Source organism: Parabacteroides sp. 20_3 (genome assembly GCF_964238835.1).
GTDB lineage: Bacteria > Bacteroidota > Bacteroidia > Bacteroidales > Tannerellaceae > Parabacteroides > Parabacteroides distasonis.
Map to the genome: position 1 here is coordinate 165918 of NZ_CAXSNO010000007.1, position 15892 is coordinate 181809.

A 15892-nucleotide genomic window follows, 5' to 3' on the forward strand; every position below is an offset into this window, starting at 1 on the left:
TATCCTTGAAAGATACGTCTCCTCTTTTTGTATATCTATATCTATAACTTAATAAATCTTGTCAAGATCAACAGCTTTGACTCTGAAGATATGACCGTTACGAGAGAATACCAACTCTCCGTCTTCCTTCTTCTTCTGATTCACCAAACGCTGAAAAGCTATATTTGCACCTTTTACTATATTCTCTTCGAATTCTCTAACTTCTTGCTCATTCATGATGTTCAAGTTTTGTAAAAATATCTAGATTATACACTTCCCTTTTATCATTCTTGAATCCCTTGGCGATCACTTCCATGGGAGACATCGAATTATCAGTTATCATCCAATAGTCACTAATAGGAAGGTATAGCTCAAATAAATTGTGGATACCGGCCTCATACCGACGCCGTATCGTTGCTTCCGGAATATTGTGACCTCCGGCGGCTACCCTCATTTTCACACGTTCCACGGCTAGATCCGGCGTATTTAGCCAGAAGTAAAGCAATGTAACATAATAACCTTCCCTTTGTGCTTCCCGTATCAGGTTTGCGACTGAACGGGTGGCCAGCGTAGTTTCCATTGCGAAAGTCTCACCAGCACCGATGAGTTCCTTTATCCGCTTATACATAATACGACTAGCTTCAACGGCGACGGCTATACTGTCTGCATTAAAAGGGGAAAGTCCCTTGGCTATCTCGTCTGAGTTAACAAACTCCCTACATTTTAGCATTTCTGGTAAAATAGTGAAGGAAGCTGTTGTTTTTCCTGCTCCGTTGCAACCTGATATTATATACAAATATGGCACTGTTTGCTGTTTTTGATGCTGCAAATATATGTAATAGTTTTTTAATATGCGTCGTTTTATTTCTCAAAAATCGTGAAAATGTGCAGGAAATGTACTTTTAACTAACAGGTTTGTTGGGGAAAGCGGTGGTTTTGTTAATTTTTATACCCAAAGTAGATCACTCATGATTCCGTCGGAAACGAAGATTCCTGACTTGGATAAAATCAATTTGTCACCGGTTTGTAATAAGAGACCTTGGTTGATATGGGGTTGAGCTTGCTTTTGACAATAAGAAAGGAGCTTCCTGCCAAATTTTGTCTGGATATCAGCGAAAGAGACTCCCCACATGGTTCGAAGGCCGGTGATGATGAAGTCGTTGTACCGGGTGCATAGGTCTAAATCCTCGGATTCTATTGTCGGATGCCCATTTTCTATACCGTCTATATATATAGGTAGAGAAGATGGATTCCATTCCCGGTCTATCCCGTTATAAGAATGGGCGGAAGGACCGAGGCCTAGATATTTCTTTCCGGTCCAGTAGGAGCTATTGTGCTTGGAGAAGAACCCGGGACGGGCGAAATTAGATATCTCGTAATGCAAATAGCCTGCTTCTGCCAACCGATCTATTAATGTGGAAAAGAACGAGACGCTTAACTCCTCGTTTATGGGGGTCACTTTTCCCGCTTCCAGCAATTTGTAAAGTGCGGTACCTTCCTCGTAAATGAGGTGGTAGGCGGAAAGATGGGGAACATCCAACCGGATCGCTTGTCGCAAATTCTCTTCCCATGCTTGCTGCGTTTGGTTGGGGAGTCCGTAGATCAAATCGATACTGATATTTGTAATCCCATATTCCTTGCATAGTTCTACTGCTTTAATCGCTTGTTCCCGGTCATGGCGACGATTCAGAAAACGCAAATCTTCCGGATGAAAACTCTGTACACCCATGCTGACCCGATTAAAAGGATAATTACGGAGAAGCGATACATATTCTCGTTTCATGTCATCCGGATTCGCCTCTAAGGTAATCTCCATTTGCTCGGCTACATCAAAATGACGATAGATGGCCTCGAATATCTTGCCAAAATCCTTCTCGTCTAATTGGGAAGGAGTACCGCCCCCGAAGTAAATGGTTTCTAATGCTTCGTTTCCTATATATCCCTTCCGCAATTCCATCTCTTTTATAAGTGCGTTTATATACGGCTCTTTATACTTCATCTCCGTATTGGAAAAAAAGTCACAGTATAAACACCGCTTGGCGCAAAAAGGAACGTGGATGTATAAACCTGCCATCTGTATGGACACAATTATATCTTTACACAAAGATATAATTTAAATTTCAAAAAACCTTGCTGCTGCACAACATAGTTCTCAAACACCGGGCGATAATTGCTTTTTTCCTTTACAATCTCTAATTTGCGCCCTCGTGAAAGTGATTCACGCCAAATAAACGTATTGTTAAACTCAAATAAATCCTGATATCATGAAAGTATACCAAACAAATGAAATTAAGAACATCTCTATCTTGGGAAGTTCGGGCTCTGGGAAAACCACTCTCGCTGAAGCTATGCTTTACGAGGGTGGAGTTATAAAACGCCGCGGCTCCGTTGAGGCAGGAAATACGGTGTCCGATTATTTCCCGGTTGAGAAAGAGTATGGATACTCAGTTTTCTCAACCGTTTTCAGTGTTGAGTGGCAGGATCGGAAGCTGAATTTCATCGATTGTCCGGGTTCGGATGATTTCGTTGGAGGAGCTGTTTCCGCTCTGAATGTCACGGATACGGCACTGATGGTATTGAATGCCCAGTACGGTGTTGAGGTTGGAACCATTAACCAGTTCCGGTATACTGAACAATTTCATAAACCGGTGATTTTCGTTGTCAATCAGCTTGATAATGATAAAGCCGACTATGAGGGAACTATCGCCCAGTTGAAAGACCGTTGGGGCAGTAAGATCGTTCCGATCCAATATCCGATTAGCTGCGGCTCTTCTTTCAATGCCGTGGTGGATGTATTAAAAATGAAGATGTATCGTTGGAAACCGGAAGGTGGAGTTCCTGATGTATTGGAAATCCCCGCCGAGGAAATGGATAAGGCGATGGAGTTGCATCAAGCCTTGGTGGAAGCCGCCGCTGAGAACGATGATACTTTGATGGAGAAATTCTTTGAGGAAGGTGCCTTGAGCGAGGATGATATGCGTGCCGGTATCCGTGCGGGCTTGGTTACTCGCGGTATGTTCCCGGTATTCTGCGTATGTGCCGGTCGTGATATGTGTGTTCGTCGTACGTTGGAGTTCTTGGGTAACGTGGTTCCTTGTACCGACAAGATGCCTCGTCTGATTACTACGGAAGGCGTAGAGGTGACTCCGGACTCGAATGGTCCTACTAGCTTGTTCTTCTTCAAGACTACCGTGGAACCTCATATTGGTCAGGTTTCCTATTTTAAAGTGATATCAGGAAAAGTAAAAGAAGGTGACGATTTGATGAATGCCGATCGTGGTTCTAAGGAGCGTATCGCACAGTTATTTGCGGTAGCCGGACAAACTCGTACCCCGGTTACGGAAATGGTGGCGGGTGATATTGGAGCGACCGTTAAGTTAAAGGATGTTCGCCGTGGTAATACATTGAACGGAAAGGGTTGTGATTATCGTTTCGACTTCATTAAATATCCGGATCCGAAATATCGTCGTGCTATCAAGCCGGTGAATGAGGCTGACGCCGAGAAGATGATGGAAATCTTGATACGTATGCGCGAGGAAGACCCGACATGGGTAATCGAGCAGTCCAAGGAATTGAAGCAGACAATCGTTTCCGGTCAAGGTGAGTTCCATCTTCGTACATTGAAATGGAGAATCGAGAATAATGATAAATTGCCGATCGAATATCTGGAGCCGAAGATCCCGTATCGTGAGACGATTACGAAAGCGGCCCGTGCGGATTACCGCCATAAGAAACAATCTGGTGGCGCAGGCCAGTTCGGTGAAGTTCACTTGATTATCGAGCCTTATTATGAAGGTATGCCTGCTCCGGATACCTACCGTTTCGGCGGACAGGAGTATAAGATGAATGTTCGTGATACTCAAATAATTGATTTGGATTGGGGTGGTAAAGTCGTGTTCGTAAACTGTATCGTTGGTGGTGCTATCGACGCTCGTTTCTTGCCGGCTATCCTAAAAGGTATCATGGCTCGTATGGAGCAAGGGCCGTTGACGGGTTCGTATGCTCGCGATGTGCGTATTTGCGTATACGATGGTAAGATGCACCCGGTAGACAGTAATGAAATCTCTTTCATGCTTGCCGGACGCAATGCGTTCAGTACCGCTTTCAAGGAGGCTGGCCCTAAGATCTTGGAGCCTGTTTACGATGTCGAGGTTTCCGTTCCTGCTGATTATCTGGGAGATGTGATGAGTGACTTGCAAGGACGCCGTGCCTTGATTATGGGTATGAATAGCGAGAAGGGATTTGAGAAACTATTGGCGAAAGTTCCTTTGAAAGAGATGTCTAACTATTCTACTTCACTAAGCTCCATTACGGGCGGACGTGCTTCCTTTACGATGAAGTTCGCTAGTTACGAGTTAGTTCCTGCCGATGTACAAGAGAAGTTGTTAAAGGCTTACGAGGCTACTCAATCAGAAGAATAGGTAAAGTAAAATGTCATCATAATTTTTTAATATTTAAAGTTAAACGAGAAAAGGCCGGCTTTGTGAAGAGCTGGCCTTTTTGTTATGTCTTTTTCATTAGGTTGTCGTGAACTTGTAATACCGAAAGTGTTCTTTTGTATCATCTTAAACAAGGAAAAGATGATATTAAGAAAGTACTATCCGACTATTGTCCTCTCTGACATCCATTTGGGATCGGAACATTCCCGGACGGAGGAGGTCACCCGTTTTCTCAAGCACGTAGATTGCGATCGATTGATTTTGAATGGTGATATCATCGATGGCTGGCAATTGAAGAAATCCGGTAAACGCTGGAAACAAAAGCATACCGATTTCTTTAAGGTATTGATGAAGATGATGGAGAAAAGGGGTACGGAGATTATCTATGTAGTGGGGAACCATGATGATTTTCTCGATAGCTTGGCTCCTTTTAAGTTCTCCAATATATCGATCGTAAAGGATTATTTACTGAAGACGAGACAAGGAAAACGCTATTTCGTGACACATGGCGATATTTTCGATACGGTTACGACCCATATGCGTTGGCTTGCCATGCTCGGGGATGTGGGATATACTTTTTTATTGTGGTTGAATAAGGTTTACAATCATCGTAGAGAGCGGCAAGGAAAACCTTATTTCTCTTTATCCCAAGAGGTGAAACACCGGGTGAAAAGTGCGGTCTCTTATATCTCGGAGTTTGAGAAAGAGCTGGTACGCTTAGCGGAGGCCAAGCATTTGGATGGGATTATTTGCGGCCATATTCATCAAGCGGCGAGCGTATGGTATGGTAATGTGCATTATCTAAATTCCGGCGATTGGGTGGAAAGCATGACCGCTCTCGTGGAGGATGAACAAGGAGAGTGGGATATTGTTACATATAATAATGTACAACTATATGCGGATGCCGTATGAAAATTCTGTTTATCATACAAGGTGAGGGACGTGGGCACTTGACCCAAGCGTTATCCTTACGCCAGAAATTGATGGCCGAAGGACATGAGATCGTTGGTGTGTTGGTAGGAAAAAGCCCGGCCCGCCGTTTGCCGGATTTCTTCTTGAATAAGATACAATCGCCGGTATATCCGTTTGAGAGTCCGAATTTTTTACCGACGGCTAAGAATAAACAAGTGAGTTTGATGCGTAGCGTATTATATAATGTATTGCGTCTGCATAAATACATGGGAAGTATCCGTTATATCGACCGGATGATTCGGCAGACGGATGCGGATGTTGTCGTGAATTTCTACGAGCTATTGACGGGGCTGACTTACTTGATTCTCCGTCCGAAAGCAACGATGGTATGTATCGCCCATCAATATCTATTCTTGCATCCGGACTTCGTTTTCCCGAAGCAGAGCACATTGTCGTTGGCGTCGCTACGATTTTTTACGAGATTAACGGCGATAGGCTCCGTCAAAAAATTAGCCTTGTCTTTCCGGAAGATGCGTGAGGCGCCGTTGGGAGGAATAGTCGTGGTTCCTCCTTTATTAAGGCAAGAAGTCTTGGATGCGGTTCCCTCGAACGGCAGTTATTTGCATGGTTATTTGTTGAATAGCGGGTTTAGTGAGGAGATCCGTTCTTGGCATTCCCGTCATCCTTCGGTTCCGATGCATTTCTTTTGGGATAAGAAAGATCAGCGAGCCGAGGTGAAAATAGACGATTGCCTTTCTTTCCATCAGCTGGATGATACGTTGTTTCTACGTTATATGTCGGGGGCGAAGGCTTATGCTACGACCGCCGGGTTCGAATCCGTATGTGAGGCGATGTATCTGAATAAACCTGTATTGATGGTTCCTACACATATTGAGCAAGCTTGCAATGCTTACGATGCCTCTTTGTCTGGCGCAGGCGTTGTCGCTGATTGTTTTGATCTGGACGTGTTATTATCCATTTCGGAAAGTCATGTGGAGAATCCGGTCTTCCGGCATTGGGTGAAACAGGCGGATTGGCTTATTCTTCGTGAGTTCCGTGAGGATTTGTTGCGTGAGGAACATCCGGTAACGAGCCTAGGGAGGATTACGACAAATTGGGTGGCGCGTCTGGGGAGATTCCTGCCTATCTAGGAACTTATAGCAGTACCGTGCTGTAGATGCAGGTGTGCCATGCTGATGGCACAGGCGTGCCACACTGATGGCACAAGCGTTTCATCAGCATGGCACAGATGTCTTATTTATTGAGCGCTTGCTCAATATCGGCGATGATATCATCGGCGTTCTCGATACCTACAGAGAAGCGGATCAAGTCCGGAGCCACGCCAGCCTCTATCAATTGCTCGTCGCTCAATTGGCGGTGCGTATGACTGGCCGGGTGAAGCACGCAAGTACGGGCATCCGCTACGTGAGTTACGATAGCGGCGAGTTTCAAGCTATCCATAAACTTGATCGCCACCTCACGTCCACCTTTCAATCCGAAGGATAATACACCGCAAGAGCCATTCGGTAGATACTTCTTGGCGAGCTCATGGTACGGGTTGCCTTCTAATTCCGGATAATGCACCCAAGCTACCTTATCACATTTCTGTAGCCACTGCGCTACCGCCAAGGCGTTTTTGCAATGCTGCGGTACACGAAGATGTAAGGTCTCCAATCCCAGATTCAATAGGAATGCGTTTTGCGGGGATTGGATTGCTCCAAGATCACGCATCAGTTGGCTAGTCGCTTTCGTGATGAACGCTAATTTCCCGAATGCCTTGGTATAGGTCAATCCGTGGTAAGAAGGGTCCGGTTGGCAAAGTCCCGGGAACTTCTCGGCATGCGCTTCCCAATCGAAATTACCGCTGTCCACGATACAACCACCCACGCTCGTGGCATGGCCATCCATATATTTAGTCGTGGAGTGCGTAACGATATCCGCTCCCCATTCGAACGGACGGCAATTGATCGGCGTGGCGAACGTATTATCGACGATCAAGGGTACGCCATGATTATGGGCGATGCGGGCAAACTTCTCCACATCCAATACCATAACGCCCGGATTGGAGATCATCTCGCCGAACATCGCCTTCGTATTTGTGCGGAAAGCCTTGGAGATCTCTTCCTCGCTCGCGTCTTGATCTACGAACGTGCATTCGATTCCCAGCTTCTTCAAGGTAACGGCCAGTAGATTATAAGTACCTCCATAAATGCTGGTAGCGCTTACGATATGATCGCCAGCCTCGCAAATATTGAAGAAAGCGAAAAAGCTAGCGGCCTGTCCGGATGAGGTCAGCATGGCGGCCACGCCACCTTCCAACGCCGCGATCTTGGCGGCTACAGCCTCGTTTGTCGGGTTTTGAAGGCGGGTATAGAAATAGCCGCTTTCCTCCAAATCGAACAATTTAGCCATCTGCTCGCTCGTCTCATACTTGAATGTCGTGCTTTGATAGATCGGGAGGACACGGGGTTCTCCTTTCTTGGGTTGCCAACCGGCCTGTACGCACAGGGTTTCCGGTTTGAATTTGTTATCCATATAGGTTGTTTTTTTAATTGAATGTCATTTTAATCGCGAATGTACGGAAAATCGGTAAGAATTGTTCCGCTTACAAGATCTTCTTCTGTAAGATACTGAACCAAATGAAAGCGACGACACCTTTTAGCATGCTGGAAAGGCTGATCGCCCACCAAACACCCGTAATACCCAGTCCCGCTGCCGCTAGCCCGATGGCCAAAGGTATGCGTAAGGTGTTACACGAGATGCTGATGATCGCCGGCGGAACCGTTCGGCCGGTACCGTAGAACATGCCTTGCGTGGTAATCTCCAGCATCATGAAGATCATCGAATATCCGTCGATCCGGAGAAATATACCACCGGCCTCATAAGCGGCTTGCTCCGGCACGATCAGCGAGAAGACCTCGCTACCGTAAAAGACGAATAACAACGTGCAGAGTACACCGATGATAGAAGTCATTTTAAGCGTCGTATGATAAGCGGTCAAGATACGTTCTTTCTTGCGTGCGGCGTAGTTCTGGGCGGTGAAAGCGGAGAGGGCCGTACTGAAGCCTTGTGAGGTGTTCCATGCGATCGCCTCCATTTGTCCGCCTGCCGTAAGCGTCATCAAACCGATATGCCCTCCGTAGGTGGAAGCTGTACGAGCCATAAAAAGATTGATGATCGCGAAGAATGTATTTAATAACGCTACCGGCAGGCCCAATTGGAAGATCCGCTTGGTGTAGCGTTCCTTTAAACGGACAAAGAAAGGGAATCCCCCGAACAATTTATTGCGGCATTTTAGCTGATAGACGAATAGTCCGCAAACCACCGCTTGGGAGATCCACGTAGCCCAAGCCGCGCCCGCCGTGCCCAAATGGAAGCCGAGTATAAATAAAGGATCTAGCACCATATTCAGTAAAAGACCTGTTCCGCTGATATAAAATGGAATCTTACTCAATCCCGCCGCATTATGAATCCCGGTAAACGCCGCCGAGAGGAAGATAAATGGGAATGCGGAAGCGACGATTCTCAAATATTCCACGGCGTTCAACGCGATCGGTTCCTCCAGTTTGTAGAAGCCGATAATCGGATGAGCGAGGACGAATAGCAAGAATCCCCAACAAAGCGAGAGGATCAAGGCGATCGTTAGGTTATGGGAAGCGAATCCTCGGGCATCTTCCACGTTTTGCGCCCCGATACTTTGCCCGACACTCACCTCCGAGCCTACTTTATTCAAGTAAGAGATCGAGTTCGTCATCCAAGTAAGGATACCAACGGCGCCGATAGCGGCTACGGCCTCGCTTCCCAATCGGCCTACCCAAGCCATGTCGGTGATGCTATAGGCCATTTGGATAAATGAGGTACCCATGATCGGCATCGCCAGATTGAATAGTTGCCGGGAGATGACCCCTTCGGTCAGATTTTTTGTTCCTTGCATGATCGTTTGTTTAAATGTGCGCGAAAGTAGAAATAATTTTGCTACCTTTAGCGACGTTAATCTTAAAGAATAGTATGATGATAACGAGACGGAATTTTTTGAAAGCGGGTGCCGCTGTGGCTGCACTGAGTGTAGTACCGAATGGCTTTGCCTCTATCTTGGCTAAGAAAGAGAAAGCGATAGGTGTACAGTTGTATAGTGTCCGGGACGACTTGAAGACGGATTTTGACGGTACGATGAAGGCTTTGGTGGATATCGGTTATAAACGGATGGAAGCCGCCGGTTACCGGGATGGCAAATTCTACGGGAAATCCCCGGCCGAGATGAAGAAATATCTGGCGGATCTGGGTGCCCGTATGGTAGGTTCCCATACCGGAAGCGGTTTGCTGGCGGAGGGTGATACCAAGGGATGGGACTTCTGGAAAAAGAATGCCGCCGATACGGCAGAGGTAGGCTGTAAATGGATTGTTCAGGCGGGTTATCCCTCCAAAGATATCAAGAGCCTTTCGGACGTGAAGCGTTTAGCGGATCAATTTAATAAATGTGGTGAGATTGCGAAGGCGAATGGGTTGCGTTTCGCTTTCCATAACCATGTGGATGAATTCCATGAGCTGGAAGGGAAGATCCCGTTCGACGTGATGATCGAGAATACGGACAAAGGGCTGGTTACTTTCCAGATCGATACGGCTCAATTAGTGTATGGCGGTTTTAAATGTCATGATTACGTGAACCGTTATCCCGGTTGTTTCGCCAACTGGCACTTGAAAGACGCGAACGCGGATGGAAAGGGCAGCACGGAGATGGGCGCCGGAATCGTAGACTTCAAATCCTTATTCGCTGTGGCGGAGAAAGCCGGATTAGAGGATTACTTCATTGAGCAAGAGCGTTATAATATGACACCGCTGCAAGCGATGAAACATGATTATGACTTCTTGATGAATGCTTCTTATGTGAAGTGGTAAACGGGAGTATAGGCGTAGCCTTATGCCAGTATCGGTATAAGGCTGCGCCTATATCAGTGTGAGGCTATGCCGATACTGGCGCAAGGCAACGCCAGTACTGGTGTTTTTTATCGGATAAACAGGAGTTCCCTATACTTCGGCAACGGCCACATCTGGTTGTCCACCATCAGTTCCAGATCATCGATATGGTCACGGATCTCATCCAAATAAGGGGCTACCGAGTCGTGGTAAGCGATCGCCTTTTCCCGCATATCGGTCAAGCGGTTCGCTTTCTTGCGGGCCTCTACCATCTCATCCACTTTCTTGGTCACGGCACAGATATGTCCGGCTATCTTACGAACCAAGCGACGGGGTTCTTCCGACATATCGCGGAATTCCGGGTCATCGCCGAATGTCTCTTTCAACTTCGCTATATTATCCAGCAATACGCTCTGGTAGCGAACGGCTACCGGGATGATATGGTTCAAGGATAAATCCCCTAATACCCGAGCCTCGATCTGTACCTTTTTGATATAGACTTCCCATTTTACCTCATTACGCGCTTCCAATTCTTTCTGGGTAAGTACGCCGGTAGACGTGAACATCTCGATCGACTCCGGTTTAAGATAAGCGTCATATTGCAAGGGAACACTGTTTTGGCAATCCAGACCTCGCTTGGCAGCTTCCTCTTTCCATTCGTCCGAATAACCGTTTCCATCGAAGCGGATCGGCTTAGATTCCTTGATATAGGCTTTCAGCACCTTGAAGATCGCTACTTCCTTGCTTTTTCCTTCCGCTTGCAAAGCCTCTACGTCCTTCTTGAATTGTTGCAATTGATAGGCTACGGCGGAGTTCAACGCTAACATGGCCGATCCGCAGTTCACGGAAGAGCCCGGGGCACGGAACTCAAAACGGTTTCCGGTGAAGGCGAAAGGAGAGGTACGGTTACGATCCGTATTGTCCAACAGCAGTTCGGGGATCTGCCCGAAGCCAAGATGCAAGCCCTTTTTATCGTCTACCTCGATAGCGTCCTCGATAGAGCTATTCTCGAACTTATCCAAGATATCACTGATTTGCGTTCCGAGGAAAGTGGAGATGATAGCGGGAGGTGCCTCGTTCGCGCCTAGGCGGTGTGCGTTCGTGGCGGAAGCGATACTCGCTTTTAATAAAGCGTTGTATTTATAAACGGCCATGATGGTGTTTACCACGAAAGTGATGAAGCGTAGGTTGTCCTCACGGTCTTTACCCGGAGAGAATAAGTTTACACCCTTGTCTGTTCCCATAGACCAGTTACAGTGTTTACCGGAACCGTTTACCCCGTTAAATGGCTTCTCGTGCAATAATACACGGAAATTATGACGGCGGGAGACACGTTTCATGACCGACATCAATAATTGGTTATGGTCGTTGGCTAGGTTACATTCCTCGTAAATAGGAGCTAGCTCGAACTGGTTGGGGGCTACTTCGTTATGGCGGGTCTTTACCGGGATACCTAGTTTATAGCATTCGGTTTCCAAGTCTTTCATGAATTCTTGTACACGAGAGGGGATAGCGCCAAAATAATGGTCGTCTAATTGTTGGTTCTTTGCGCTCTCATGTCCTAGCAAGGTACGCTCGGTCAGTGAGAGATCCGGACGAGCGGAATACAAGTCCTCGTCAACAAGGAAATATTCCTGTTCCCAACCAAGGTAAGTAATTATCTTATTGACATCCTCATCGAAATACCGATATACGTCCTTGGCGGCCTCTCCCAATACTTCGATAGAGCGGATCAGCGGGGTCTTATAATCCAGCGCTTCACCGGTATAAGCGATAAATACGGTTGGGATACAAAGTGTGTCATCTACGATAAAAGCGGGAGAGGAAGGGTCCCAGGCGGAGTAGCCGCGGGCCTCGAAGGTATTGCGAAGTCCACCGTTCGGGAAACTGGAAGCGTCCGGTTCTTGCTGGACGAGCAACTTGCCGCTGAACTCCTCGATCATGCCGCCGTTGCCATCGTGTTCTACAAAAGCGTCGTGCTTCTCGGCGGTGCCATCGGTAAGCGGTTGAAACCAGTGGGTGTAATGAGTGACTCCTTTTTCCAGTGCCCACATACGCATGCCGGCTGCCACATGATTGGCGATTTCCCGGTCGATAGGTGTGCCATTGTCAATGGCGTGGGTCAAGGCTTTGTACGTTTCCTTGGAGAGATATTTTTGCATCGCCTTCCGGTTGAAGACATTCTCGCCATAGTACTCAGATACTTTGTGTTCGGGAGTAACGGCTTCCACGGCCTTTCGGTTGGATGCCTTCTCCACAGCATTAAAGCGTGAGATTGACATTGTTGAATTGTTTTATGTTTTTACGACGCAAAAATACAAAACAGTTGACAATTGACAGTTGGCAATTGACAATTATTTAGTTTTCTCTATTAATTTGTCAATTTACTTCTCTAACTGTCAATTGCCAACTACTAACGGGCAACTATTAAAACAAACTCCAAGCCACCGTCAATCCCGCCATCACGATCGCTACCATGCTCATCAGCTTGATAAGGATATTCAAACTCGGGCCGGAAGTGTCTTTGAACGGATCGCCGACCGTATCGCCGACAACGGTTGCCTTATGCGCCTCGCTACCCTTGCCGCCGTGGTTTCCTTCCTCGATGAATTTCTTCGCGTTATCCCATGCTCCTCCGGCGTTCGCCATGAATACGGCTAATACGAAGCCCGTGCTTAATCCACCGATCAATAATCCGACAACACCCGTCACACCAAATATGAGTCCGGTTAAGATGGGGGCGATAATAGCTAAAACGGAGGGAAGTACCATTTCGTGTTGCGCTCCTTTCGTCGAGATCTCAACGCAACGGGCATAATCCGGTTGTGCCTCTCCAGTCAGAATACCCTTGATTTCCTTGAACTGACGGCGAACTTCCTCCACCATGTGCCCGGCCGCACGCCCTACAGCATTCATCGTAAGGCCACAGAACATGAATGCCATCATGGAACCTAGGAACATTCCGGCTAAAACCTTAGGATTCATTAAGGTAACATCATAATATACCATAAAGTCCGAGAATGAGGCTTTAGATATTTCGATACTCCTGCCATCGGTAAAGTTCAGGACGGTCTCTCCTAAACGGAGCAAACCGATCTTGATCTCTTCTACATAAGAGGCCAACAGAGCCAAGCCGGTTAACGCGGCGGAACCGATAGCGAAACCTTTACCTGTAGCGGCAGTCGTATTTCCTAATGAATCCAATGCGTCTGTACGCTTGCGGACTTCTTTCCCTAGGTTACACATCTCGGCGTTGCCTCCGGCATTATCCGCTATGGGACCGTAAGCGTCTGTAGCCAACGTAATACCTAAGGTCGATAGCATACCTACGGCCGCTATACCGATTCCGTATAATCCCATGCCCACGTTCGTGAAGTCGAATCCGGAGGCGAACAAGAAGGAACAAATAATACCGACCACGACGGCAAGTACCGGGATGGCCGTAGAGAGCATCCCCAGTCCGAGACCGGAGATAATAACCGTTGCCGGTCCAGTCAGTCCCGCTTCGGAGACGAGCCGGGTCGGTTTATAGGATTGGGAGGTATAATATTCCGTCGCCTGCCCGATCACGATTCCGACTAGCAGACCTACGATCACGGAACAACCGATCCAGAACCAATTCTCCATGCCTAATACATAAAGAATCCCGAACGTGGAGATAGCGATCAATACGGAACTCAAGTTCGTTCCTATGGCTAAGGCTTTCAATAGTTGCTTGATCGTCGCGTTCTCATTCGTACGGACGGCGAAAATACCAATAATAGATAAAATGATACCGACAGCAGCGATAAGCATTGGGGCGACAACCGCCTTATATTGTAATTCTACGCTTCCGGAAGAAACGAACGCGGCGGCTCCCAATGCGGCGGTCGCTAGGATGGAACCGCAATAAGATTCATATAGGTCGGCTCCCATACCGGCGACGTCACCTACATTGTCGCCTACGTTATCGGCGATTGTCGCCGGGTTACGAGGATCATCCTCCGGGATCCCAGCCTCAACTTTACCTACTAAATCCGCTCCGACATCGGCGGCTTTCGTATAGATTCCTCCTCCCACACGTGCGAACAAGGCTTGCGTGGAGGCACCCATTCCGAATGTAAGCATGGTTGTCGTGATAATGGTGAGTTTATGGGTCGGGTCCAAAGCCTCGTCTGGGATGAAAGCATTTAACAGGATATACCAGAATGAGATATCCAGCAATCCAAGTCCTACAACGACTAAGCCCATGACCGCCCCGCTTCGAAAAGCGACTTGTAAGCCTTTGTTCAAGGAAGTGCGGGCTGCGTTCGCCGTACGGGCCGAGGCATAAGTCGCTGTCTTCATGCCTAAGAAACCCGCTAATCCGGAAAAGAAACCTCCTGTCAGGAAGGCGATCGGGACCCATTCGTTTTGCACATGGAAGCCATAGGCCATAATAGAGAATAAGATTACTAGGACAACGAAAACCGAGGCGACTACTTTGTATTGCTGTTTCAGATACGACATCGCCCCTTCACGCACAAAGGAGGCGATCTTTTTCATCAACTCAGTTCCTTCACTCTCTTTCATCATTTGCCTGAAGAAGAACCAGGCAAATGCTAGCGCTAGGACAGACGCTAACGGAATAATCCAGAAAATACTCGTAATCATAACATGGTAGATTTAATGTTATACTTAAGAAAACAATGTGACAACACCTTTGCTTTCCGTGTAAATGTAGCAAAAATAAAAGAGGATGGAAACTTTTTCCCTAATAATAATGTTTCTAATTAAAAAAAACAGCATATTTGTTACCAGATTAAGAGACAAGAAATAAATGGCAGAAGAGACAAACCATAAACCCTATAGGTTGGGCTTGGCGCTTAGCGGAGGCGGAGCGAAAGGTTTTGCGCATATCGGCGTATTTCGAATGATGGAAGAATGTGCGCTAAGACCGGATATTATAGTCGGTACCAGTGCGGGAGCTTTAATGGGCACCTTGTTTGCCGATGGCTATTCGGCGGCGGAGATCCAAGAGCTTTTTACCGGACGTGAGTTCTCGGAATTCGCCCAGTTGCAGATTCCTAAGGCGGGTTTGTTCGATAGTAAGCGCTTTCGTTATTTCTTGAGGCGACACTTGCGGACCAAGAACATCGAGGACTTGCAGATTCCGATGGTGATTGTCGCGACTGATTTGGATAATGGCGAAAGCCATGAATTTAGGAGTGGTCCTATTGTTGAGGCGGTGACAGCTTCTTGTAGTATCCCGATTATTTTCAGTCCTGTAGTCATCAATGGCGTTCATTATGTGGATGGAGGATTATTTCACAACTTTCCGGTCTCCATCATCCGTGAGGAATGTGAGCGTATTATCGGGGTGAACGTAAGCCCGTTGATCCCGCAAAAATATAAGCAGACCATATTCCATATCGCCGAGCGCTCTTATCATTATATGTTCCGGGCAAATACGCTGGAGGATCGAGAGATGTGTGATGTCTTAATAGAGGCGGAGGAGTTTGGCTTATATAAGACATTCGATCTTGAGAATGTAGACGTGATTTGTAATATTGGCTATTCCGCCGCTGCCCGTTGCTTTGAGAAAGTGTTGGATGAGAATAAATATGAAACCTTGGTGAAAGCGATCGCGGCAAGAAAGAAAGGCCTGATGCCGTGACAAATCGTCTGTC

General features: G+C 47.1%; 12 protein-coding genes. 5 read left to right on the forward strand and 7 right to left on the reverse strand.

From position 1 onward, the window contains the following. Positions 1 to 48 precede the first annotated feature (48 nt). The 3 genes from ACESPU_RS15325 to hemW all read right to left on the reverse strand — a co-directional run bounded on the left by ACESPU_RS15325 (position 49) and on the right by hemW (position 2053). Entirely contained in the window at positions 49 to 216 is a 168-nt protein-coding gene (locus tag ACESPU_RS15325; RefSeq protein WP_005858864.1) for a hypothetical protein, read from the reverse strand. Then, the gene (locus tag ACESPU_RS15330; RefSeq protein WP_005858862.1) at positions 209 to 808 is read right to left on the reverse strand and encodes a zeta toxin family protein; all 600 of its coding nucleotides are present in this window, start codon (positions 806 to 808) and stop codon (positions 209 to 211) included. The genes ACESPU_RS15325 and ACESPU_RS15330 overlap by 8 nt, the downstream gene beginning before the upstream one ends. A gap of 117 nt (positions 809 to 925) precedes the next feature. Next, a complete protein-coding gene (hemW, locus tag ACESPU_RS15335) occupies positions 926 to 2053 on the reverse strand; it encodes a radical SAM family heme chaperone HemW (RefSeq protein ID WP_005868470.1) in 1128 nt (375 codons plus the stop codon). A 190-nt stretch (positions 2054 to 2243) separates the two neighbouring features. Between hemW and ACESPU_RS15340 the strand changes: the two genes are divergently transcribed. From ACESPU_RS15340 to ACESPU_RS15350, 3 genes are all read left to right on the forward strand, one after another. Continuing rightward, the gene (locus ACESPU_RS15340) at positions 2244 to 4400 is read left to right on the forward strand and encodes a translation factor GTPase family protein (RefSeq protein WP_005868471.1); all 2157 of its coding nucleotides are present in this window, start codon (positions 2244 to 2246) and stop codon (positions 4398 to 4400) included. Between the two features lie 159 nt (positions 4401 to 4559). Next, a complete protein-coding gene (locus ACESPU_RS15345) occupies positions 4560 to 5330 on the forward strand; it encodes a UDP-2,3-diacylglucosamine diphosphatase (RefSeq protein ID WP_005868472.1) in 771 nt (256 codons plus the stop codon). Then, complete coding sequence (locus tag ACESPU_RS15350) at positions 5327 to 6481, forward strand: glycosyltransferase family protein (protein WP_005868473.1); 1155 nt, start codon at positions 5327 to 5329, stop codon at positions 6479 to 6481. Before ACESPU_RS15345 ends, ACESPU_RS15350 begins: the two co-directional genes overlap by 4 nt. Positions 6482 to 6584: 103 nt before the next feature. Here the strand turns inward: ACESPU_RS15350 and ACESPU_RS15355 are convergent, their stop codons facing one another. After that, positions 6585 to 7865, reverse strand: a complete 1281-nt coding sequence (locus ACESPU_RS15355) for an O-acetylhomoserine aminocarboxypropyltransferase/cysteine synthase family protein (protein WP_195320123.1) — start codon at positions 7863 to 7865, stop codon at positions 6585 to 6587. A gap of 70 nt (positions 7866 to 7935) precedes the next feature. Then, on the reverse strand, positions 7936 to 9264 hold the full coding sequence (locus ACESPU_RS15360; protein WP_005868477.1) for an MATE family efflux transporter: 1329 nt from the start codon (positions 9262 to 9264) through the stop codon (positions 7936 to 7938). A gap of 74 nt (positions 9265 to 9338) precedes the next feature. On the opposite strand from ACESPU_RS15360, the gene ACESPU_RS15365 reads away from it, so the two are divergent. Continuing rightward, positions 9339 to 10226 (forward strand): TIM barrel protein, encoded by an 888-nt coding sequence (locus ACESPU_RS15365; protein ID WP_227154271.1) that lies wholly within the window; start codon positions 9339 to 9341, stop codon positions 10224 to 10226. A gap of 107 nt (positions 10227 to 10333) precedes the next feature. On the opposite strand, the gene ACESPU_RS15370 is transcribed toward ACESPU_RS15365, so the two are convergent. Both ACESPU_RS15370 and ACESPU_RS15375 read right to left on the reverse strand, forming a co-directional pair. Next, on the reverse strand, positions 10334 to 12526 hold the full coding sequence (locus ACESPU_RS15370) for a glutamine synthetase III (protein WP_005868480.1): 2193 nt from the start codon (positions 12524 to 12526) through the stop codon (positions 10334 to 10336). Positions 12527 to 12671: 145 nt separating this feature from the next. After that, on the reverse strand, positions 12672 to 14876 hold the full coding sequence (locus tag ACESPU_RS15375) for a sodium-translocating pyrophosphatase (RefSeq protein ID WP_057327919.1): 2205 nt from the start codon (positions 14874 to 14876) through the stop codon (positions 12672 to 12674). Positions 14877 to 15042: 166 nt separating this feature from the next. Between ACESPU_RS15375 and ACESPU_RS15380 the strand changes: the two genes are divergently transcribed. Further along, the gene (locus ACESPU_RS15380) at positions 15043 to 15879 is read left to right on the forward strand and encodes a patatin-like phospholipase family protein (protein ID WP_057326598.1); all 837 of its coding nucleotides are present in this window, start codon (positions 15043 to 15045) and stop codon (positions 15877 to 15879) included. The last annotated feature ends 13 nt before the right edge of the window (positions 15880 to 15892 follow it).